The sequence below is a fragment of the Winogradskyella sp. PC-19 genome, from assembly GCF_002163855.1.
Lineage (GTDB): Bacteria > Bacteroidota > Bacteroidia > Flavobacteriales > Flavobacteriaceae > Winogradskyella.
Genome location: NZ_CP019332.1, coordinates 414,180 through 437,939, shown reverse-complemented (window position 1 = coordinate 437,939; position 23,760 = coordinate 414,180). Strand labels below are relative to the sequence as shown.

The window sequence follows — 23,760 nt, the reverse complement described above, 5'->3', positions numbered from 1 at the left end:
CTGAAAAAACAACCTATTTTCACAAACTCAAAAATAGCTTAGAATATATCATGCAATCAATAACCACTAAAAATGCTGTAGTTCACTTTAACTCTAATGTTTATAATGAATTAAATGTATACATAAAAAAACAGAATCCTTCTAAAATTTTTATTCTAGTAGATACAAATACACATGATTTATGTTTACCACAGTTTATGGCAAATTTAGATTCTGGGGATATTATCACAGAAGTTATGGAAATGCCTGTAGGTGAAGATCACAAGACCATAGATATTTGTATGGGTGTTTGGGAGGCAATGTCTCAGTACGAAGCTGACCGACAAAGTTTAATGATTAATCTTGGTGGTGGTGTTGTCACAGATTTAGGTGGTTTTGTTGCAAGCACTTACATGCGTGGCATCAATTATATTAATGTACCAACATCTTTATTAGCAATGGTAGATGCTTCTGTTGGAGGGAAAACTGGAGTGGATTTAGGTGCTCTAAAAAATCAAGTAGGTGTAATTAGCGAAGGCGAAATGGTACTAATTGATACATCATTTTTAGGGACACTACCGCAAAATCAAATGGTTTCTGGCTTTGCCGAAATGCTAAAACATGGTCTAATTACTGATGCCAATTATTGGTATACATTGACCAATCTTCAAGATTTAGATATTTCGGATTTAGATAAATTGATTTACGATTCTGTGGTTATAAAAAACAAAGTTGTAAGTGAAGACCCTACAGAAAAAGGTTTGCGTAAAACCTTAAACTTCGGACATACACTTGGTCATGCCATTGAAAGTTACTTCCTTGAAAAAGATGCTGATAATGCGTTGCTTCATGGCGAAGCGATTGCAGTTGGTATGATTTTAGAATCTTATATCTCGACAAAAACCTGTGGTTTATCTAATGATGCTTTAACTGAGATTTCAGATGGAATTTTAAAGACCTTCAAAAAAATCACTTTTGTAGACGAAGACTATAAATATATAATGCATTTAATGAAGCATGACAAAAAGAATAGCCATGGTATTATTAAATTTGTATTGTTAGAAGCTATTGGCGAAGCTAAAATAGATTGTGAAGTTACAAATGAAGTTATACTTGATGCTTTTGAGTATTACAATTCGCTTTAATTAAGCGTTCACTAAAGCAAAACCTGATATTAATACTGCTGCTAGAGGAATTACCATAAGTATAAAAATAAATGTGATTATTCCGCTTTTAATAAACGTTAGCATCCAGAAGTTTTTATAAAATCTTTGTAGTGCTATTAGAAAATATATAAAAACCGATAAAATTATCAACACACTAACCACTACTGGAATTTCTATGACAAACCTATTAAAGGCCAATAACATAGTAAAAACTGTAAATAAAAAAGAAAAGAAATAAAAACTAAATACCAAATGATGCGAATATCTACCTTTGTTGAAATAAAATATCTTCAACAAAAACGCAAACAATGGTAATAAAAAGAACATTGCTATTGGTATTGTATCGGCAATACGTTTAATCCAATTACCTGCGCCTTTTCCATTTGATAGTTCTAAAAGTGATTTATAGAAACCACGCTGTATATTTCCAGCATCTTCATCCATTCCCATATCCTTATATATGTCCTCATCACTAGCTCCTGCTTGACGTAACGAATCTAGACGCTTTTTGCTAATACCAAAATTGGCATCTGATGAATAATCTTTGGCTTCTATTGCCTTAACTATTGTATCCAAAGCCTTTTGCGTTTCATTATTATTTATGGAGTCTTTTTTAGCAATTTTTAATTGATTTTTTAGTGCATTTAACACTATGGAATCCATATTTTTATTTGCTTGCTCATTTATACCACTTACAACTCCAGAGGTTGCTATTTTTTCATTTGCTTTATCTGCTTCTTCAATCCAATCATTTACGGTAAAAGAAAACACAAAAAAGAAAATTACAGAGACAAATAAATACATCTGAGCTGGATGCAAGTATAACAAACGTTTACCCTCAAGAAACTTTTTTGCCAAATATCCTGGCCTAAACATTAGTGGTATAAAACTTTTTAGGAATCGTGCATCAAAAGAAAAATAATTACTTATTGTATTATAGAATAAAACACCAATGGTGAGCTCTTCATTTGTTTTTTGACCACAATTAGGGCAAAACTTAAAGTCTTCTTCATAAGGTTGTTCACAATTTTGACAATCAGTAGTATTAGGTTTCATTGATGGTATTTAGCTAGGTTAAAATTACAAAATTCTAACACTTAAGTTCAATTAATTATCTATTAATACGAAGAGTAAGCCACTAATATGTTACTATAAATCTAATTATTTAAGTCTACACCAAGTTAATATACACTTAAAAAAAACTGCTTAAAAAACTGTAATTCAACGCTTTATAAATATGGCATGCTAATTGGATTTAACTAAAAAAATAGCGTAAGCCGAAAAGCTATATATGAGTAGGCACAATCTAAATTCTATAATTATGAAAAAGGTAATTTTACTTTTAGCAGTGATGTTAACAGGATTAACAACTGCAACAGCCGCAGAAAAGACTTCTGCAACACTTGACAAAGATTTAGATTTTACATCACGCTATCGTTATGCACAACCTATTATGTTTGTAGAACGAGGTGTAGAATTTTTAATCTTTGCTGATGGAAGCTTTGATTTTAATACCGATTATTTCGGTAATTCACCGAGACAAAGCAAACACTACCGAAGACGTGGACAAAATATTAATCGTTCATTTGGAGCTCCAGGTACACAATATAGGCATTTTGGCTCAAGAAATCGAGGTGTGCGTATAACACACGATTATTTAGGTAGAGTAAAACGCATTGGTAATGTATTTCTCAATTATGATAAACAAGGTCGAATAAAACGTGCTGGAACAGTTTATATGCAGTATAAGCATAGGAGACTTAAGCAAGTTGGTAACCTTAGATTAAAATATAATAAACGAGGAAGACTTGTTAATACATTCGGACATGTAAACTATGGCAACCGTCATATGAATAACTTCATTAACAATAACGGTAATTATAATTATTGGAATGATAATGATGTCAATGACAATGACTTCTACTACTATCGCCGAAATGAAAATACAAAGAAGTACAAGAAACTAAATAAGCGCCAAAGAGGTGACTAACATTTAAGCTTACTAGTATTTAAGACCTGAGAGTTAAATAACTCTCAGGTTTTTTATAAAGTTTCAAAACACTAGTAAAATCAAGTGTTTCAAAATTTGGCACGCTGTTTGTATTTATCATATTGAATTTAATTTTAAACCCAAATATTATGAAAAGGATTCTATTTTTACTGGCAAGTGTGATGCTCATAGGAAGCACCTCTTTTGCAACAACCAACACAACAAGTGAAGCTAATGCTTCAAATTATAACTATGTGAGAGGTTATGGCAATTCTTTCATATTTAACGAAGGTGGTATTGAATTTTCAGTTTTCCCAGATGGACAATTTGATTTTTATGCACAAGCTTTTGGTCCAAATGTAAACGTTGGATTTAATAACCGAAATGTAAGTTTTAGTTTTAACTCAGGCTTCAACTACGATCCATACGTACAATATGATAGCTTTGGTGCGGTAATTCAGATTGAAAACACACCTATTTTTTATGACTTTTACGGTAGAGTAAATCAGATTGGTAATATCTTTATTAATTATAACCGATTCGGTCGAATTAATAGACTTGGTGGTCTTAATATATTTTGGAATGGTAATGTATTTCTAAGACATACGGGCTTTATTAATAGATGGAATAGAGCTTATGTTTTCAGACCATGGCATAGATTTTATACTGTACCAGCGGTAAACTTATGTATTGTAAACAGAAATCCGTACAGACAGTTTTATACACCTTTTCGTCACACGTACTACAGACCATACAGAAACAACACTAGATTTGTAAATATTAATGGACGTAGAGAAAACAACAACTATGGTAGACGTGGTAACAATGGAGACTACTCTAGACGATATGCGCAAACACCTAGAAATGAACGTGAAAGAAGTATTGGTAGACGTGCACAAGAAAGAAATCGATCTATTACGCGTAATAGAGGAAGACGATTAGCGTCAAATGACAGAGGTACAACTCGTAGTAACCGAGATGTAAATTCTAGAACAACTAGAAGTACAAGAAACACTCAAGCAACAACTAGAGGTAACTCTACTCGTAATACAAGAGGAGTTTCACAAAAACGTTCTACCAGAAATGATAATGCACAACGTTCGACAAATAGAAATTCTAGACCTTCTGTTAGCACTAGGTCTACGAGAAATATCAAAGCAACTACTGGCAGAAGTACGACTCAAAAAAGAGCTGTGACTTCTAATAGAGTAAAAAGACAAAATAATAGTTCAGTTAGAAAATCGACTACAACAGCTCGTAAATCTTCAAGAACAGCTCCTAAAAGAGCTCAGAGAACAGTTTCTCAAAGTAAAAGAAAAACATCATCTGTGAGCAAAAGACCAAGTTCAAGTAGAAGTTCTAAGAGCACATCTGCTAGAACTAGTTCTCGAAGAAGAGGATAAATGATTTTGGTTGGTTAGATTGAATTTCCTGCAAGTGTATGCCTCAAAGCACCTTGCAGGATTTTCTTATTTATAAGAAAGGGAAATACTTTTTAAGTTGTGTATTAATATCTTCAGAAAAATTAAATTTATAAATAACAACTAAGTAAATTAATACGACTATAATTGACTTTAGAATAATATTAATTATTGGATGAAACCAAAATTCAATATAATAAAAGCCAAAAGTAAATAGGGCAAGAACAAACAATACCTTAATTGTTGTAAAGCTGAAAGGGTGCATTTTTAATTTCATTTTTACAAATACTAATTTCAAAGTATTATAAATTATTATAGCCAAAAATGTAGCTATAGCAGAACCCTCAATCCCATAGAGAGGAATTAATATCATATTAAAAATAATAGCAGTAACAGCCAATAGAACACCGAAAAAAAGTACAACTCTGTAATAGTCACTATTAAATATAATCGCATTATTATTACCCATTAGATTATCATATAGCTTTGCTAACCCAATGATAATAACAATAAACAATCCTCCAGTAAATTTTTCTGGAAGAATTTCGTATAGCATATTTATATTAACTACAATAAGCACAAAAATAAGCCCACTAATTATCAAAAGACTTAAGGAACTTTTTTGATATAAGGCCTTGAGATCATTAACGCTTTTCTGGTTTAATAATTTTGCAGTTAATGGCATCATAATTTGATGCATTGAACGCTGCGGAACAGAAATAACTGTAGCAATAAAGACAGCTACGCTATAATAAGCAACATTTTCAATTTCTAAATATTGACCAATCATAAACTTATCCAAATCTAAAATGACCATCGCTATTGAGCCTGCCAGAATAATCAAAAAACTATACTTAAGAATTGAAGTAACATTTTCAATTTTATCGAACTTAACTACCGGAAAGCGTAATGCATAAGCATATATTTTCATAATTAGCATTCTAAGAACATAAACTGCTACTACTCCACTTATAAAGGTTTCAACATCAATCCATTTCATGTAAACACATCCTAATAAAATCATGATGCATAGACGATGAAACACTTCTCTTAATAAATTCCCGAAAACAGTTTTTAAGTGAACTTTTGACCAAGCAAAGAAAATCTCGAAATAAGCCATCGCAATGGCTGTTATGTAAATATGCCAAACATAATCATAAACTAAAGGATTTTTCTCAGACAATAAACTTGCTATAAAGTCATAGCCAAATACACCTACTAAACCTACAGGTATTATAAAGACAAAAGGCAAAAACAACATTAAAGTCAAAAAACTATTGAGACTGTTTTTTGTTTTGAATGTCGAGTAGAATTTTATAAGAGCATTTTGAACGCCAAACGCCATAAAAGGCAACATAATATTAGCAGCAGAAAGGACAAAAGCAACTAATCCATAATAATCATCAGTTAAAAAATTTGTATATAAAAAAAGTGTATTAATGGCACCAATACCAAAGCCAATGTAGGTACTTAATGTATTTTTGAAAGATTGTTTTATAACTATTCCCACAGACTTAAAATTACAACTTTTTTAGAGTTATAGTTGATGTAAAACATCAGAAAATGTTTTTGTTAAAGCGCTTCTACTATATTTCTGGAGTCCAATAGCATCTGTTTTTAAAACATCACTTTGATAAGTTTCAAAATAGGCTAAAATTTGAGCTTTTAGTTTTTCTTTTTCTGAATATAAGAAATAAGAACCAGTATTAGTTTCTGCAATAATGTTTTGGATATCTGAACCTTCTGGACCAACTGCAATAATCGGAGTTTCTGAAATCATATATTCAAACAATTTTCCTGGTATGATAGCTTTTGTATCCTGAGAATTTATCTCTATAAGCAATAACAATTGTGACTTCTTTTGAAACTCTATAGCCTTATCATGATTAACATAACCAGCGATGTTTAAATACTCTCCTAGCCCATAAGCTTTAACAGAATTAATTATGGCGTCACTTACAACACCAACAAAATTAATTTGAACCGCTTTAGCAAACATATCGTTTTCAGTCAATAATTCGGAAATTGATTCCCATAAATTCAATGGATTTCTATCTGATAACAACGAGCCTATATGTGAAATTGTAAACTTTTTATCCTTTGAATCTATTGCAACAGAATGATTATCGTATCCGTTTGTGATGACTTTTATTGGCTTGTTAGTTTTATTAGAAAATTCGATTTTAGTATGATGACTAGTCACAATAATTTGGTCGACAGAATTTAGAACTTGTTGCTCTAATTCGATATGCTTTTTTTTAGCAAAACCCAACAATTTTAAAGCTTTATGATAACCAATAGTAGTCCAAGGGTCACGAAAATCTGCTATCCATTTTATGCTTAAATTTTGTTTTAATTGTAAGCCAATCAAATGCAAACTATGTGGTGGACCTGTTGTTATGACAGTATCAATTTCATTTTGGTTAATATAATCTGAAAGAAATCTAACTGATGGTTTCACCCAGTTTTTTCGTGCGTCAGGAATAAAAAAATTTCCTCTTACAAAAAGCAGTAATCGTTCAATAAAAGACTGCTTACTTTTATTAGGAATAACTCCAGAACTTATAGATTTTGAACTACGTTTGGACAGGAGATTAGCAAAGCGATAAGGTTCTTTTATTGGTTGTTTTATAATAGTGACTTCGTCTAAAATTTCATTTTCTAGACTATTATCTACGATTGGATAGCTAGGATTTGAAGGACAATAAACTATTGGCTCTATATCAAATTTCGGCAAATATTTTACAAACTTAAGCCATCGTTGTACACCTGGACCTCCAGCTGGTGGCCAATAATACAAAACAATAAGGACTTTCTTTTTTTCCATATAGTTGTAGTTAGAAGTACAAGAACTATTCTTTGTTTCTAAACTGCAAAAAACCACCAAGTAAAAGCAGTAATCCAAATAAAACTGAACTACCAAGAGCAATCTTGCTTCCTGTTTCTACAACTTTAGGTTCAAATTTAAACTCAATTGTATGCTTACCACTTGGTATTTCTAGAGCTCTTAAGACGTAATTAACTCTAAAATGAGATATAAGTTTTCCATCGATATAAGCATTCCAGCCTTTATAGTAATATAATTCAGAAAATACTGCTAAACCTTCAAAAGCTATATTTGACTCATATTTTAAATAACTTGGTTTATGAGTTGTTAACTTTATAGAAGCTGTACTATCACTCTTGTAGGTTCTTTCAAGATTAAAATCTTTTAAAATCGATTTCTGAATAACAGCTGTAGACTTTGTTTCTAAACTATCTAAAGCTCTAATTTCTTCATCACCATTCTCTACAACTTTCAATTTAGAAACAAACCAGGCATTACCGTTAGGCTCTGTATATCTAGTAGATGCTTGCACTCTTCCGGATTCATCTCCAATAATGACATACTTGGTATTGAGCATGTTTAAAACCTCTGGATTATTATTATAAATATGAAAATCAAGCAATGCATCAAATCTATTCAGTTTTGCAGCATGATAACCCGATAACGAATTATGAAAATATGCCGCTCTTGCTGGTTTTTGTTGACCTTCACGTGAAGCATCTAAAACTCTAAAATGACCTTTATCCTTTAATATTTCCTTATCAGCTAAAGTGGCTTGGTAAGGTTTTTCAACTTGTCTAGCTTGTACAAAGTTATCTGTATTTACATAAGCCCTGTTTACTGATATCAAATCAAATAAAATCAAGACAGCAAAGACGATAACTAATAATTTTTCAGAAACCTTTCCTTTTAGAAAATAAAAGATTGACCCTGCAGAAAGTAAAACTAAAACTAGGGTTCTAATTGTATCAGAAATAAATAGTGACTTTCTATCTTCAGCCAGGGCATTTACTAAAAGTTCAGGATACTCTTCTTCGCCAGGCTTTATAAAATCAAATAAGAAACTATGAGCTAAAAGAAAAAATAATGCTAAACCACCTGTAATCGCGGTTGCATACTTTAGCGCTTTTAATTTTTCTTCATTTTTTTGAAAATCATTGAATAACCTCACTAAAGCAAAAACCCCTAAGACAGGAATACATAATTCCAGTATAACCTGAATAGAACTTACCGCTCTAAATTTGTTGTAAAGCGGAACATAATCAATAAAAAAGTCAGTTAAAAAGCTTAGATTTTTTCCGTATGACAAAAACAATGATAGCAATGTTCCTCCAACAAGCCACCATTTTAAGCGACCTCTTACCAAAAACAAACCAAGAACAAACAAGAAAATTATAACAGCTCCTACATAAGCTGGAGCCTCAACTATGGTTTGATTACCCCAATACATTGGTGCGTTTCTTGTCGCCTCAATCGCTTCAATAGGTGATGCACCTAATTGTAAATAGGCTTCATACATTTTAGAGTCTTTACCTATATCTTCTCCACTTCCACCACCCATAAATTTTGGGATAAAAAGATTAAAAGACTCAGCAAGTCCATAACTATATTCGGTAATATAACTTGGATCTAAACCATCTTTAGCTGCTTTTGGTTGCCCATTTGCCGTGATAGTCAAATCACTTTTACCACGTGTACTTTCCTTAACATACTCCTGAGTTGCCATAATATTAGTAGCATTTAATCCAACGGCAATTATAGCTGCTACAGATAATAAGCCTACAGACTTAAAAAAATGAGGCAATTGTTTCTTTTGATAAGCATCGACCAAATATGCTAATCCTAAAACCAAAACTAACAACAGTAAGTAATACGTCATTTGATAATGATTGGCAACAATTTCGAGTCCTAGAGCAACTATAGTCAATAAGAAACCCCAAACATACTTTTTCCGAAAAGTGAGAACGATACCAGAAAGCACTAATGGCATGTAAGCAATGGCATGCGCTTTAGAATTATGACCTACACCCAGAATAATTATCATGTATGTTGAAAAACCAAACGCTAAAGCACCTAATGCTGCTAGCTTAAAGTCCACTTTAAGACTCAATAACAAAATGTAGAATCCAATAAAGTATAAGAATAAATAATCTGCTGGTCGAGGTAAAAATCGAATCGCTAAATCTAGCTTTTTGATGTAATTGTGCGGGTATTTGGCACCTAATTGATACGTAGGCATACCACCAAAAGCGCTATTTGTCCAATACGTTTGTTCACCTGTTTCTTTAGCATACTCGATTTGTTGTTGTGCCATACCTCTATAATGAAGTATATCACTTTGAAAAATCTTTTTCCCTTGTAAAACAGGACTAAAATAAGCTAATGACAGTGCTATAAATCCAAGTATAACAAATAAATGCGGTAAGAATCGCTTTAGGTATAACGGCATGAAAAAAAGTTAAATAAATTAAGCTGAAAATTAATCAATTTCTTCGTAATCGATATATTCTCCAACTTTTTTATTAGAACTGTTTGAGTTTGAAGGCATTTTATCAATCACCGTTTCACCTTCTTTTTGCTTAGGCTTTTGTGATTGCTGTTGCGTATTAAATTGTTCCCCAAAACGTTGCTCCATTTTTTTTGCTGCATATTTCATCAAAAAGGGTGCAAAAAGACGTGACAAAATCTTTACAATAAAGTAAATAGCGATAATCCAAATAAGTGTTCTTGCTACTCCCACAACTGATAAGGTGTAAATCATAAAATTTTAATATACTTCAAAAATACAATTAACGTCATTTATAATCCGTTATTATTCCCTAAAAAAAGTATAAAATATCTATATTTGAAGACTAACCTATACACAATGCAACACATTAAATCATATTTTGCTATTGTCTTCCTCTTTACGACAACTACAATTTTTGCCCAATACACAGATGTTATTAACTCAAACAGACCTGGTGTTTCCAAAGCCGCTTTTTCTGTAGGTACTAATGTTTTACAGTTTGAACTAGGAGGCTTTACGATAAAAGAAGAGCACAATCCTCTAAATTACGAAGTTTCAGGTTTTGGAGTTGACTTTGCTGCTCGATTTGGATTACTTTTTGAAGAATTAGAAATTAATATCGAAGGTGTATTCCAAAATGACAACTTCACAAGCAACACATCGGCAATTCCTTTTGAAGATAAAAGATCTAATTTTAGAAACTTGACTATAGGAGCCAAATACTTGGTTTATGACCCATATAAAAATGCTGAAGAAGATAAGCCCAATATTTACAGTTATCATGCAAACAGAAAATTTAAATGGAAATCTTTAATTCCTGCTGTATCTGTATATGCAGGTGCAAATTTTGATACTAAAAATAATCCATTTACGGCACCAGATGTCGAAGGGTTTAGCCCAAAAATAATGGTGGCAACACAAAACAACTTTGCTGGCGGATGGGTTTTTGTTATGAATTTTCTGAAAGACCGTATTGGCTCTGAGTTTTCAGATTTTCAGTATATACTAACACTAACACATTCATTTTCTGACCAATGGGTTCTTTTTGGTGAACACCAAGGTATAAAAAGTGACTTTTATGCAGATAATATTTTTAGAGTTGGTGGCGCCTATTTATGGACTAAAAATTTTCAGTTAGACACAAACATTGCTTTTAACACCAAAGACACGCCATCAGTATTTAACATTGCTTTTGGTGCTTCGTATCGTTTAGACTGGCATAAAGACAAAGAAATCGACAATGGCGGAAAAGTCGAAGATAAAGTCGACACGTCTAAGCGAAAGAAAAAGCGTAAAAAGAAAACGGATTTCGATTCTGATAATTTATAATTTACTACATGATTGAAATTAAAGAAGCGATTTCGAAAAAGGAGTTAAAGCAATTTGTAAAATTTCCTTTTAAACTTTATAAAAATTCCAAATATTGGGTTCCTCCTATTATTAGCGAGGAACTCAAGACTTTTGATAAATCAGAAAATCCTGTTTTTAACGATGCTGATGCTAGATTCTTTTTAGCTTACAAAAACGGTGAGATAGTTGGTCGAATTGCTGCTATTGTAAATTGGCTTGAAATAAAAAATCAGGGCATTAGAAAAATGCGTTTTGGATGGTTTGATTTTATTGACGATTTAGAAGTTAGCAAAGCATTATTAAGTAAGGTTTCTGATATAGGCAAAGAGTATAAATTAGAATACACTGAAGGACCTGTAGGTTTCTCAAATCTTGACAAAGTTGGAGTTATGACCGAAGGCTTTGACAGTATTAGCCCAATGATTACTTGGTACAATCATCCATATTATGTTGAACATTATGTCGCACATGGCTTTGCAATTGAAAAACAATACTCCGAAAGCCGTTTTCCTTTTGAAAACGTAAAACCTGAATTTTTCTACAAAGCACAGAACTTAATTAAACGTCGCTATAAATTAAAAGAACTGAACTTCACAAAGACAACTGAAGTTATGCCCTACGCAGACCGCATGTTTGATTTGTTTAATGAGAGTTATGCGTCTTTATCGTCCTTTGTTGAAATCACAGATATACAAAAAGAATATTTTAAAAAGAAATTTATCAGTTTTGTTAATCCAGAATATATAAAATTTGTTATCGATTCCGAAGATAAACTCGTTGGTTTTGCTATTGTAATGCCACGTTTTGCTGAAGCTTTACAAAAAGCAAATGGCAAACTCTTCCCTTTTGGTTTTAGACATATTTTAAATGCTAAGAAGCGTAGTAAGGATGTTATTTTCTATTTAATAGGTATTCATCCAGATTATCAAAATAAAGGTGTGCACGCTGTTTTATTTAATGAAATGTACGAAACCTTTACAGCAAAAGGAATTCAATACTGCTATAGAACTCCAGAATTGGAAGATAATGAAGCCATACACAAAATATGGAAACACTTTGAGCCAGAAGTTTATAAACGTAGGAAGACCTTTAAGAAAAACCTATAAAAAAAGCTACCTATAATTGGTAGCTTTTTTTGTGTGTAATATTTACAGAAATTATTCTCCCATGGCCGCAATCAAAGCTGCTGACATACGCTTGTAAGTTCCGTTATCTAATCGCTCTCTAATCGCATCAAAAGCATCTAAAGTCAATTCTACATCTTCTAAAGTATGTGTAGCTGTAGGAATCATTCTTAGTAGAATTAATCCTCTAGGTATCACAGGATAAACCACTATAGAACAGAAGATTCCGTGATTTTCTCTTAAATCTCTTACCAAAGCCATTGCCTCAGGAATACTACCTTTTAAATATACAGGTGTTACACAACTTTGGGTTGTTCCAATATCAAAACCACGTGTTTTTAAACCAGACTGTAATGCATCAACAATCTTCCAAAGATTCTGTTTTAACTCTGGCATTGTTCTCAACATATCCAAACGCTTTAATGCGCCTTTGGTTAATGTCATTTGCAATGATTTTGCAAACATTTGAGAACGTAAGTTATATTTTAAATAATCTATTATTTCTTTATCTCCAGCAATAAAAGCACCTGTACTAGCCATCGACTTTGCGAATGTTGCAAAATATACGTCTATATCGTCTTGTACACCTTGTTCTTCTCCTGCTCCTGCTCCTGTTGCTCCTAAAGTTCCAAAACCGTGAGCATCATCAACTAGAAATCTGAAATTAAATTTTTTCTTTAACTCTACAATTTCTTTTAAACGACCTTGCTCACCACGCATACCAAAAACTCCTTCAGAAATAACCAATATTCCTCCACCAGTTTGTTCTGCCATTTTTGTAGCACGCTCTAAGTTTTTCTCTAAACTTTCAACGTCGTTGTGTTTATATGTAAAACGTTTACCCATATGTAAACGAACACCATCAATAATACAAGCATGTGCATCTACATCATAAACTATAATATCGTCTTTACCAACTAAAGCATCAATAGTAGACATGATACCTTGGTAGCCAAAGTTTAATAAATAAGCTGATTCTTTATTTACAAATTCTGCTAATTCATTTTGAAGTTGTTCATGCATCTCTGTATGACCTGACATCATACGAGCTCCCATTGGATAAGCAGAACCATACTCTGTCGCAGCTTCAGCATCAACTTTACGAACTTCAGGGTGATTAGCAAGACCTAAGTAATCATTAATACTCCAAGTAATTACTTCTTTGCCTTGGAATGTCATGCGGTTAGAGATTTGACCTTCAAGTTTTGGGAATACAAAATAACCTTCTGCTTGAGAAGCCCATTTCCCCAATGGTCCTTTGTCTTTGTAAATTTTTTCAAATAAATCCTTCATACTATCTCTTTCGAACGTATTGTAAATTGAATTTTTAGAGGAAATCCAATTTCAAATTATGTTAAATTAGTTTAGCTTAACTCGGCAAAATTAGGTAATAATATTATGAATGCATAATTTATTTAGCCTTTATATTCACTAAGTTTTAAACAAAAAACCACCGAATTTCTTCAGTGGTTTTAATCTTTATTATTTGAAAAATAATTATTTTACATATTCAATTGCAGCTTGCATTTCTGTTTGTGTATCAAAAAAGCCTTGGTCTTCCATCCACTTGTCATTATAGACTTTACTCATATAACGAGAACCATGATCAGGAAAAACAACAACGATATTATCATTTGGTTTAAACTCTCCTTTTTCACTTAATTGCTTTATAGCTTGTAACGCAGCACCACTAGTGTAGCCTACAAAAAGTCCTTCTTTTGCTGATATCTCTCGAGCAGAATGAGCACTTTCTTCGTCAGTTACTTTTTCAAACTTATCGATAGCATCAAAATCAGTTGCTGTTGGAATTAAGTTTTTACCTAAACCTTCAATACGGTAAGGATAAATCTCTTTGTCATCAAACTCACGAGTTTCATGATACTTTTTAAGTACCGAACCATAAGCATCAACACCAATGATATTCACATCAGGGTTTTGTTCTTTTAAGAATCTAGCAATACCTGAAATTGTGCCTCCTGTTCCACTACAAGCTACTAAATGGGTTATTTTCCCTTCAGTTTGTTCCCAGATTTCTGGGCCAGTGGTTATATAATGTGCTTCTGTATTTAAAGCATTAAAATACTGATTAATATACACAGAACCTTTTATTTCTGAATGCAAGCGCTTAGCTACTTCATAATATGACCTTGGGTCATCTGCCTTAACATGAGCTGGACAGACATACACCTTAGCTCCCATTGATTTAAGCATATCAATTTTATCAGGAGACGATTTTGAACTTACAGCTAAAATACACTCATAACCTTTAATGATACTTACCATAGCAATACTAAACCCTGTATTACCAGAAGTTGTTTCAATGATGGTATCACCAGGCTTTAAAACACCTTGACGCTCTGCTTCTTCGATAATATGCAATGCAATTCTATCTTTTGAAGAGTGGCCAGGATTAAAAGCTTCTACTTTAGCAAAGAAATTGCCGTCAAAGCCTTCTGTAACCTTGTTTAATTTTATTAAAGGTGTACTTCCTATAAGCTGAAGTACGTTTTCGTAAACGTGTTTACTTTTTGTCATATTAAATATTTACGATTATCAATATAAAAATTGTAATCCAAAACGGTGCAAAACTAATACTTTTTTTTTTAATTAAGAGGTAATACCTTCGAGGTCTAACAGAAACGCAAACTCCTCAGCGTCTTCTTTTAACGAATCAAAACGTCCTGATGCACCTCCATGACCAGCATCCATATTTGTCTTCAGAAGTAACATATTTGAATCAGTTTTTATTTCTCTTAATTTCGCAACCCATTTCGCTGGTTCCCAAAACTGTACTTGTGAGTCATTTAAACCAGCCGTTACTAGCATATTTGGGTATGATTTTGGTTGGATATTATCATATGGCGAATAACTTTTCATATACTGATAATATAGTTTGTCATTAGGATTACCCCATTCGTCATACTCACCTGTTGTAAGTGGAATAGAATCGTCTAACATTGTAGTTACTACATCTACAAATGGTACAGCAGCAATAACACCATTATACAGTTCTGGAGCTTCGTTAATTATTGCTCCCATAAGCAAACCTCCGGCACTTCCGCCCATCGCATATAAATGCTGAGATGATGTGTAACGCTCTTTGATTAGATGAATAGAGCAGGCAATAAAATCAGTAAACGTATTTTTTTTATTTAATAATTTACCGTCTTCATACCAATTTCTTCCTAGATATTCACCACCTCTTATGTGAGCAATTACGTAAACAAAACCACGGTCTAATAGTGTTAATCTTATTGTGGAAAAATAAGGATCAACGGTTGAGCCATATGATCCGTATGAGTATTGTAGCAACGGATTATTCCCGTCTTTTTTTAGCCCTTTTCGATAAACAACTGACATGGGGACTTTTGTGCCATCATCGGCAGTTGCCCATAGACGTTCTTCGATATAATTGTCTTTATTAAACTTTCCGCCTAAAACCTCCTGCTCTTTTAATACTTTTTTTGCTTTTGTACGCATATTAACTTCGACTATAGAAGCTGGAGTTGTCATAGAATTATAACCATAGCGTAAAATTTCGGTATCAAAGTCTACATTAGTACCAGTATAGCAGGTATATGTCTCTGACTCAAAAGGCAAATAATAGTCTTCACTTTTATCCCAACGTATAATTCTTATCAGATTAAGCCCGTTATTACGTTCACTGACTACTAAATAGTCTTTAAAAATATCTATACCTTCTATTAAAGTATCACTTCTGTGCGCGATGACTTCTTCCCAACTATCTACTGAAGTAGAAGTTTCAGGAGTTTTCATTAATTTAAAATTAACCGCTTTATCCTTATTAGTAAGAATATAAAAATCGCCATTGTAATGTGCAATACTGTATTCCAGTCCACGAACTCTTGGGCTAAAAACCTTGAATTTATCTTCAGGTGTGTCGGCATTTAGAACGTGATACTCATTTGTTAGAGTACTGTAACTCGCTATAATTATATATTTTCTAGATTTTGATTTGTAAACAGCCACTCCAAAAGTGTCATCACCTTCTTCAAAAACCAACTCATCTACAATTTCTCCTAATCTGTGCTTGTAAATCTGAAACGCTCTTAAAGTTTTTTCATCCTTCTTTGTGTAGAATAAAGTCTTATTATCGTTTGCCCAACTCGATGAACCAGTTGTGTGCTCGATTTTATCACTCTCTAGTTTATCGGTAGTTAAATCCTTAATATAGATTGTATAATTACGTCGACCTGTAACATCTAAACCAAATGAAACCTTCTTATTATCTGGACTAATTGAAATACCAACCAGTTTAAAGTAACTCTGACCTTCGGCCATTATATTGCAATCAAACAGTAATTCTTCCTCTGCCTCGAGTGTTTCTTTTTTACGGGTATAAATTGGGTAATTTTTACCAGTTTCAAATTTTGTGATATACCAATAACCGTTGTATTTGTAAGGTACAGAAGAGTCATCTTCTTTAATTCTACCTTTCATCTCTTCAAATAAATTGGTCTGAAAATCTTTTGTATGTGCTAGCATAGCATCACAATAGTCATTTTCGGCATTTAGATGCTTAATCACTTCGTCATCTTCTCGATTATTCATCCAAAAATAATTGTCAATCCTTACGTCTGCATGAGCTTCAAGTTCTTTATGAATTTTTTTAGCTTTTGGGGGATTTAATATTGAGGATTTATGCATAGAATTTAATATAATTTTAAACTAAATAAGAGTCGCAATTTACTAATTTTGCAACGTATAAATTTTAAATCGAAAGATTATGTTTGGAGATATGATGGGTATGATGAATAAACTGAAGGAAGCTCAGAAAAAAGTTGAAAAAACTAAAGAACGTTTACATACAGTATTATTAGATGAAGCCAGTAATGATGGAAAACTTAAGGTTACCATTACAGCTAATAGAACTATAAAATCCTTAGAAATTGACGAAGAGTTATTAACTGACAAAGAGATGCTTGAAGATTATTTAATTCTTACGTTGAATAAAGCTATAGAACGCGCTACAACAGTTAATGAAACTGAGTTAGCAGCAGTAGCTAAAGAAGGTATGCCTAATATTCCTGGGTTATAAAAAAGCTTCCTTTAATTCCCCAGAAGGGAAAACTGATAACTGTCATTCAGAACGTAGTGAAGAATCTAAATTATTAGAAAATAGATTCTTCGTTTCTCTCAGAATGACAGTTTGTGTTTATAAATTTGAAATAATTTCCAAAACGCGCTCATGCATCTCATCCGTATAATCCAAATGCGTCACCATACGTAGCTTATTACTACCCATCCCAATAATTTGTATACCTTTTTCGTTTAGTGTATTTAAAAATACTGCTTCATCTACGTGAGATTTAAGTTCGAAAATGATGATATTAGTTTCTATAGGTTCTACTTTTTCTATCGACTCATTCTTTGATAACACTTCTCCTATTTCTATTGCTTTTTTATGGTCTTCCGCTAAGCGTTCAAAATGATTATCCAAAGCATATAAACCTGCAGCAGCTGCAAAACCGACTTGTCGCATACCACCACCTAATATTTTACGAACTCTGATTGCACCTTTCATCAAATCACTATTTCCTATTAAAACAGAACCCATTGGACAACCTAATCCTTTACTAAGGCATATAGAAATGGTATCAAATAATCCACCATACTTTTTTGGAGTTTGACCTGTTTTAATAAGTGCATTCCATAAACGTGCGCCATCTAAATGATAGCCTAAACCATGATTAGAAGCGACTTCCCGTAATTTTTTTAATTCTTCAAAATCCCAACATGCACCACCACCTTTATTTGTTGTGTTTTCTACGGCTATTAAAGACGTTAATGGACTATGGTAAAAATCTGGTGGATTAATAGAGGCTTCAGCTTGTTCGGCCGTAAACATACCGCGATGTCCATCAACCAATTTACAAGAGATGCCACTGTTAAACGATGCGCCGCCACCTTCATAATTATAGATATGTGCATATTTATCGCAAATAACTTGCTCGCCTGGATTTGTATGTAATTTTAATGCGGCTTGATTTGCCATACTTCCAGTTGGGAAAAATAAGGCTTCATCCATGCCAAACATATCTGCCAAACGTTGCTCTAAGGCGTTAATGCTTGGGTCTTCTTTATATACGTCATCACCAACTTCTGCATTGAGCATAGCATCTAGCATGCCTTTTGTTGGTTTTGTTACGGTGTCGCTACGTAGGTCTATTATCATTAGTTTGCAGGATTATAATTACAAATATCACTTCCAATTGGTGAGCCATCTGGGATTTTCGGTGATGCTTCTAACTTGAATTTTTCTGGTTGTTTATCAAATTCATTAATCATTCTTTGATATTGAATTTTTTCTGAAGTTAAAACAGAATCACGCATTAATTGACTTAAAAAAGTTTGTATTGTATGGTTTGCGTATGCTTTAACTTGAAAATACGATTGGTCACTTACCGCTAAATTCATCAAGTATTTTAAAACATTATTATTTATTTGATGTTGTATTTCTTGATGATAAGCAATATTAGATTTGTTTCCTAAAGTGTTCTTAATAACTGTATTTAAAACATCTTTGAATCCTAATTGCTCTTCATCCAAACTCTTCTGTAAAACCAATCGATTAGCACGTTGTGGATTCAATAGAAACTTTAACATCATATCACTAGCAGTATTTGCAGCACTAAATGGGTCAAAAGCTACTCCTGTTTTTCCTCTAAAGGATTCTCGACTTCTACTATAACCAAAAGCCCTTGGCGGAAATAATTCTAATTTATCTTTTGGTATCGCTAAGTTTTGAGCATCTAACGTTTTTAAAAGTACATCTAATGTCTCACGCTGTTGCTTTGCATCAATTGGCTTAGTTGTAAAATCACCACCATCTTTTACTGCATAATTATAATCTAGACCACCAATAACTTTAGTTGCCGCTTCTGTTTGGTAGCGATGGTAAAAATACAAGGGCACAAAAACGTCTTCTAAAACCGAATATGGCTCATAACTCTTAATATTATCTTTAGAGAAGTTTTTAATTGCTTGTTTACGTAATGCTAAAATATCTTCTAAACCTTCAGCTGCTGTTTTGCCATTATCCCAAAGATGGGCAGTAGCATGTGCACCTCCAGCAGCTCTTGCATCAGAATCTGAAATAAAACGGTGCCCAGCAAAAGTTGCTGCCTTTAATATTTTATTCAGTTCTTCTTTTTCGTTTTTAGTATTATCAAACTCTGAATAACTATAAGCAATGGTAACTTTATCCCAATCACCAATTCCAGTAGCATATGCATTACTAAAATCTATATTCCCGTTTTTTAATTCAATCTGTGGATGTGGATAATCCATGACCGAAGCACGGTTATTTGCGCTAGCTGCAAAATTATGAGCAAAACCAATCGTATGCCCGACTTCATGGGCACTTAGTTGGCGTATACGTGCTAGAGCCATATCTAACATCGGCTGATAATTATCGTCACTTTCAGCAAAAGGTTTATTCATTAACGCTTGTGCTATCATAAAATCTTGACGAATACGTAAACTTCCTAAACTTACATGACCTTTAATGATTTCACCAGTTCTTGGGTCAACAACACTACCACCATAACTCCAGCCTCGAGTACTACGATGTACCCATTGAATAACGTTGTAGCGACAGTCCATTGGGTCAGCATCACCAGGTAACATTTTAACTTGAAAAGCATCTTTAAAACCAATAGCTTCGTATGCTTGGTTCCACCAACGTGCACCTTCTAGTAAAGCAGAACGCACTGGTTCTGGAGTTCCTGGGTCTAAGTAATATATAATTGGTTCTACAGCTTCACTTACTTTAGCTTCTGGATTTTTCTTTTCTAAGCGATGACGTACAACAAAGCGCTTCCTAATATCCTCTTGAATTGGTGTTGCATAATCCATATAACTCATAGAAATTGCTCCACTACGCGTATCAAAAGGCCTTGGCTTATAATTATCATCTGGTAATTCTATAAAAGAATGGTGCTGCGTTACGCTCACCAAGGATGCCGTTGGTGTTACACTTCTAAGGTTTCTACCAGTTGGAGTACCTTTAAAAGTTAATAAAGCTTCAAACTCTACATTTTTTGGAAAAGCCTTGGTACGTTCTAAAGCTAAAGCACTTTTGGATGTATCTATTTTGTAAGCACCTTCTCTTCTACTTTTTAATCGACCTGAAACACCATGTGCGTCTTGCATTAAAAATGGTGTGAAATCTATAATATAGTGTCCGTCTTTTTGCTCGGCAATTTTAAAACCAAAAAGTACAGATTTGGCAAAAGCTTGCTCAATACTTTTCTTTTCTAGAGCATTATCCGTATTTGCTCTAAATTTTAAATTAGGTTGCACTAATAGTAACTTATTTCCTGCTTTTTGAAAATAAACAACACGTTCATTTCCTAACTGACCTCTATCTAAACCTATGTCATTACTACCAACTCCGGATGCTAATGAATTAATATATAGAAATTCCTCATTTAGCTTCTCTACCTTGAGGTAAATTTTATCAGAAGATTCTTCGTAATAAAAGTTAAAATAACCATCGTAAGTTTTGAGGCCTTTCTTATTAAGTACTTGTGCTTGAGTATTAGCGGAGAAAAGTAATAAAATAATAATACGAAGTATAGATTTCATAGTTGGTTTTTTTAAGCGACATAAAACTACGGAATTTCTAAAAATTCTATTCAAAAATAACAACACTTTAAGCCATCATCTTATATTTGCATAAATTCAAGTTTTAATGATTACATCTGACCAGATAAAAAACCTTAATTCCCGTCTCGACGCACTGAGACAGTATCTTTGACTTAGATGCCAAACGCATCGAAATAGCTAACGAAGAAGAGCAAACTTTTGACCCCAATTTTTGGAACGACTCAAAAAAAGCTGAATCGGTCATGAAATCCCTTAGAGAGAAAAAAAGTTGGATTAATGATTACGAAGCTGCAGCTACACTTTATGAAGATTTAGAAGTTATTTATGAATTTTTCAAAGAAGACGAAGCGCCAATGGCAAACGTTGAAGCTCGGTACGTAAAATCCATAAATGCAATCGAGAAACTAGAATTCAAAAATATGCTTTCAGAAGAAGGTGACAGTTTGAGTGCTGTTTTACAGATTACAGCTGGTGCTGGCGGTACAGAAAGTTGCGACTGGGCAGCGATGCTCATGCGTATGTACATGATGTATGCCGAAAAGAGTGGTTTTAAAATAAAAGAACTAAACTTACAAGACGGAGATGTTGCTGGTATAAAAACAGTGACTTTAGAGATTGAAGGCGATTATGCCTTTGGTTGGCTCAAAGGCGAAAATGGAGTGCACCGTTTGGTGCGTATTTCACCTTTTGATAGTAACGCTAAACGTCATACTAGTTTTGCATCGGTATATGTGTACCCTTTAGTAGATGATTCTATTGAAATAGAAATCAATCCTTCGGACTTGGAGATAACAACAGCACGTTCAAGTGGTGCTGGTGGACAAAATGTAAATAAAGTTGAGACTAAAGTACAGTTATTGCATAAGCCTTCTGGTATTCAAATTCAATGTTCAGAGACACGCTCGCAACATGATAATCGTGCGCGAGCTTTACAAATGCTTAAATCTCAATTATACGAGATAGAATTAAAAAAACAAATGTCACAGCGTGATGACATTGAGGCTGGAAAAATGAAAATTGAATGGGGAAGTCAAATAAGAAACTATGTGATGCACCCATACAAACTAGTTAAAGACGTACGCTCTGGTCATGAAACAGGGAATATAGACGCCGTTATGGATGGAGCTATTGAACCGTTTTTAAAAGAATATCTGATGATGATGGGACAAAAAGATACGGCACAGTAATTGTTATATTGAATAGATACTGAAATCGAAGATTCAACAGAGTTAAATAAATTCAGCATAAAATGATACAAATATTACATAACCCAAGATGTAGAAAATCTAGAGAAGGATTAGCTTTACTTGAAACAGAAACTAAAGACTTTGAAATTATAAAGTATCTTGATGATAAATTGACACAAAAAGAATTAACCTCAATAATCACTAAATTAGACATCTCACCAATTGATTTAGTTCGAAAAAATGAAGCCATTTGGAAAGATGATTATAAAGGAAAAGATTTAAGCGATAATGAAATCATTGAAGCGATGGTTCAAAACCCAAAGCTGATTGAAAGGCCAATCGTTATAAACAATAATAAAGCTGTAGTTGGACGTCCAACTGAAGCTATAAAAACAATATTATGAAAAAAGCATTTATTTTAATTTGCATTTTATTCACTACTGCAAACGCAACAGCTCAGTTTGGAAGACAAGGCGGTTTAAGAAATAATAGATTAGGTAGACAACAGCCAAATGTACCGCCAAATGAAAATCAAAAAGCAAATATAGAAAAAAAGAATGCTGAACGTCAAGCAGAATATATAGCTAATTTTCTAGCAACTTTAGAGGCAGATGATTTTCAAAAAGAAATTGCTAAGCAGACAATGGATGAGTATTTTGAATTAACAAAAAAATTCATGAAAGTTCAGTTTGATAATTCTGTTGAGCGTAAAGATGCTTTTGATGGTTTTAAACGAGAGCATTTTAGAGAATTAAAAACTATGCTATCTGAAAGTGATAATGTCAAACTTGATGAATTCCTTGAAGGTAAATTTAAAGAAGGTGAGGAAAAAAAGAAGAAAAAGAAAAAGCGCAAAAAAAAGAAACGCAATAATGATAACTAATATTAACTAGTTGATTATTCCTGATAGTTTTTTACAAGTAATTTCAGTGTAATCTGATATAACTATTTCAGCTAAACTATAGTCCTGTTGTATTGAGTGCTCGCTTTTAAATCCAATGCAGAAGATACCTGCATCATGAGCAGCTTTGATACCATTTGTAGAATCTTCAATTACTACGCATTCTGATTTATTAAATCCCGTATGTTCTGCAGCTTTTATAAATATTTCTGGATGTGGCTTAGATTGTTTTAAATCTGCACCACTAAATTTACCTATAAAGTATTGATTTAAATCAAATCGCTCAAAGATTCGGTTAATGTTAGGCATTGACGCTGATGATGCGACTACAAGTTTTAACCCGTTTGTATGGTAGTCTTGTATCAAATCTAAAACACCATCTATTAACGCTAAATCTGTATCATTTTCAAATAGATATTTGAAATGTTGCCTTTTTAACTTCACTAAATATTCAGGTGAAAAAATTAATTCAAAATGATTCACCAACCTTTTACATATATTAATAGTAGACTGACCTGTAAATGAAGTATACAAAGCTTCATCTACTTTTATATCTACATCAGAAAACATTTTGAAATAAGCTTTACGGTGCAAAGGCTCAGTATCCACTATGACACCATCCATATCAAACAAAACAGCTTTGAGCATAAATTTTTATATTTGAAATTGATTTAT

General features: G+C 33.0%; 20 protein-coding genes. 9 read left to right on the top strand and 11 right to left on the bottom strand.

Going from position 1 to position 23,760, the window contains the following annotated elements; all coding sequences use genetic code 11:
- Positions 1 to 50: 50 nt before the first annotated feature.
- Complete coding sequence (aroB, locus tag BTO05_RS02040; RefSeq protein WP_087491059.1) at positions 51 to 1,124, top strand: 3-dehydroquinate synthase; 1,074 nt, start codon at positions 51 to 53, stop codon at positions 1,122 to 1,124.
- Here aroB and BTO05_RS02035 read toward each other — a convergent pair whose 3' ends face one another.
- Positions 1,125 to 2,201 carry a DUF3667 domain-containing protein gene (locus BTO05_RS02035; RefSeq protein ID WP_087491058.1) on the bottom strand — a complete coding sequence of 359 codons (1,077 nt, stop codon included), beginning with the start codon at positions 2,199 to 2,201 and terminating at the stop codon, positions 1,125 to 1,127. It abuts the gene before it with no gap.
- A 265-nt stretch (positions 2,202 to 2,466) separates the two neighbouring features.
- Here BTO05_RS02035 and BTO05_RS02030 point away from each other — a divergent pair, with 265 nt between their 5' ends.
- Both BTO05_RS02030 and BTO05_RS02025 read left to right on the top strand, forming a co-directional pair.
- The gene (locus tag BTO05_RS02030; RefSeq protein WP_157662514.1) at positions 2,467 to 3,135 is read left to right on the top strand and encodes a hypothetical protein; all 669 of its coding nucleotides are present in this window, start codon (positions 2,467 to 2,469) and stop codon (positions 3,133 to 3,135) included.
- Between the two features lie 149 nt (positions 3,136 to 3,284).
- Complete coding sequence (locus BTO05_RS02025) at positions 3,285 to 4,538, top strand: hypothetical protein (RefSeq protein ID WP_157662513.1); 1,254 nt, start codon at positions 3,285 to 3,287, stop codon at positions 4,536 to 4,538.
- 70 nt (positions 4,539 to 4,608) lie between these two features.
- On the opposite strand, the gene BTO05_RS02020 is transcribed toward BTO05_RS02025, so the two are convergent.
- The 4 genes from BTO05_RS02020 to BTO05_RS02005 are packed head-to-tail and all read right to left on the bottom strand — an operon-like array spanning position 4,609 to position 10,144.
- A complete protein-coding gene (locus BTO05_RS02020; RefSeq protein ID WP_087491055.1) occupies positions 4,609 to 6,066 on the bottom strand; it encodes a lipopolysaccharide biosynthesis protein in 1,458 nt (485 codons plus the stop codon).
- A 27-nt stretch (positions 6,067 to 6,093) separates the two neighbouring features.
- Positions 6,094 to 7,383 carry a glycosyltransferase gene (locus tag BTO05_RS02015; RefSeq protein ID WP_087491054.1) on the bottom strand — a complete coding sequence of 430 codons (1,290 nt, stop codon included), beginning with the start codon at positions 7,381 to 7,383 and terminating at the stop codon, positions 6,094 to 6,096.
- Positions 7,384 to 7,408: 25 nt separating this feature from the next.
- Positions 7,409 to 9,832 carry a YfhO family protein gene (locus BTO05_RS02010; RefSeq protein ID WP_087491053.1) on the bottom strand — a complete coding sequence of 808 codons (2,424 nt, stop codon included), beginning with the start codon at positions 9,830 to 9,832 and terminating at the stop codon, positions 7,409 to 7,411.
- Between the two features lie 30 nt (positions 9,833 to 9,862).
- Entirely contained in the window at positions 9,863 to 10,144 is a 282-nt protein-coding gene (locus BTO05_RS02005; protein WP_087491052.1) for a DUF4834 family protein, read from the bottom strand.
- Between the two features lie 105 nt (positions 10,145 to 10,249).
- Here BTO05_RS02005 and BTO05_RS02000 point away from each other — a divergent pair, with 105 nt between their 5' ends.
- Both BTO05_RS02000 and BTO05_RS01995 read left to right on the top strand, forming a co-directional pair.
- Entirely contained in the window at positions 10,250 to 11,221 is a 972-nt protein-coding gene (locus BTO05_RS02000; protein ID WP_087491051.1) for a transporter, read from the top strand.
- An 8-nt stretch (positions 11,222 to 11,229) separates the two neighbouring features.
- A complete protein-coding gene (locus BTO05_RS01995) occupies positions 11,230 to 12,348 on the top strand; it encodes a GNAT family N-acetyltransferase (RefSeq protein WP_087491050.1) in 1,119 nt (372 codons plus the stop codon).
- Between the two features lie 51 nt (positions 12,349 to 12,399).
- On the opposite strand, the gene BTO05_RS01990 is transcribed toward BTO05_RS01995, so the two are convergent.
- From BTO05_RS01990 to BTO05_RS01980, 3 genes are all read right to left on the bottom strand, one after another.
- Positions 12,400 to 13,659 carry an aminotransferase class I/II-fold pyridoxal phosphate-dependent enzyme gene (locus tag BTO05_RS01990; RefSeq protein WP_087491049.1) on the bottom strand — a complete coding sequence of 420 codons (1,260 nt, stop codon included), beginning with the start codon at positions 13,657 to 13,659 and terminating at the stop codon, positions 12,400 to 12,402.
- Positions 13,660 to 13,863: 204 nt separating this feature from the next.
- Positions 13,864 to 14,901, bottom strand: a complete 1,038-nt coding sequence (locus tag BTO05_RS01985) for a PLP-dependent cysteine synthase family protein (RefSeq protein ID WP_087491048.1) — start codon at positions 14,899 to 14,901, stop codon at positions 13,864 to 13,866.
- A gap of 72 nt (positions 14,902 to 14,973) precedes the next feature.
- The gene (locus BTO05_RS01980) at positions 14,974 to 17,034 is read right to left on the bottom strand and encodes a S9 family peptidase (RefSeq protein ID WP_087491047.1); all 2,061 of its coding nucleotides are present in this window, start codon (positions 17,032 to 17,034) and stop codon (positions 14,974 to 14,976) included.
- A 79-nt stretch (positions 17,035 to 17,113) separates the two neighbouring features.
- Here BTO05_RS01980 and BTO05_RS01975 point away from each other — a divergent pair, with 79 nt between their 5' ends.
- Positions 17,114 to 17,425: a YbaB/EbfC family nucleoid-associated protein gene (locus BTO05_RS01975; RefSeq protein ID WP_087491046.1), complete on the top strand. Its 312-nt coding sequence runs from the start codon at positions 17,114 to 17,116 to the stop codon at positions 17,423 to 17,425.
- Between the two features lie 117 nt (positions 17,426 to 17,542).
- Here the strand turns inward: BTO05_RS01975 and BTO05_RS01970 are convergent, their stop codons facing one another.
- Positions 17,543 to 18,562, bottom strand: a complete 1,020-nt coding sequence (locus BTO05_RS01970) for a threonine aldolase family protein (RefSeq protein WP_087491045.1) — start codon at positions 18,560 to 18,562, stop codon at positions 17,543 to 17,545.
- Positions 18,562 to 20,976 carry a zinc-dependent metalloprotease gene (locus BTO05_RS01965; RefSeq protein WP_087491044.1) on the bottom strand — a complete coding sequence of 805 codons (2,415 nt, stop codon included), beginning with the start codon at positions 20,974 to 20,976 and terminating at the stop codon, positions 18,562 to 18,564. Before BTO05_RS01965 ends, BTO05_RS01970 begins: the two co-directional genes overlap by 1 nt.
- A gap of 106 nt (positions 20,977 to 21,082) precedes the next feature.
- On the opposite strand from BTO05_RS01965, the gene prfB reads away from it, so the two are divergent.
- The 3 genes from prfB (at position 21,083) to BTO05_RS01950 (ending at position 23,067) form a co-directional block, all read left to right on the top strand.
- Positions 21,083 to 22,184, top strand: a protein-coding gene (prfB, locus tag BTO05_RS01960; protein WP_157662512.1) for a peptide chain release factor 2 whose coding sequence is annotated in 2 segments (ribosomal slippage) — positions 21,083 to 21,145 and positions 21,147 to 22,184 — 1,101 coding nt in all. Because the reading frame shifts where the segments join, the coding sequence is not laid out codon by codon here.
- Positions 22,185 to 22,246: 62 nt separating this feature from the next.
- Positions 22,247 to 22,588, top strand: coding sequence for an arsenate reductase (glutaredoxin) (arsC, locus tag BTO05_RS01955; RefSeq protein WP_087491042.1), 342 nt, complete (start codon positions 22,247 to 22,249; stop codon positions 22,586 to 22,588).
- A complete protein-coding gene (locus tag BTO05_RS01950) occupies positions 22,585 to 23,067 on the top strand; it encodes a hypothetical protein (protein WP_087491041.1) in 483 nt (160 codons plus the stop codon). Before arsC ends, BTO05_RS01950 begins: the two co-directional genes overlap by 4 nt.
- A 6-nt stretch (positions 23,068 to 23,073) precedes the next feature.
- Here the strand turns inward: BTO05_RS01950 and BTO05_RS01945 are convergent, their stop codons facing one another.
- The gene (locus tag BTO05_RS01945; protein WP_087491040.1) at positions 23,074 to 23,733 is read right to left on the bottom strand and encodes an HAD family hydrolase; all 660 of its coding nucleotides are present in this window, start codon (positions 23,731 to 23,733) and stop codon (positions 23,074 to 23,076) included.
- Positions 23,734 to 23,760: the final 27 nt, after the last annotated feature.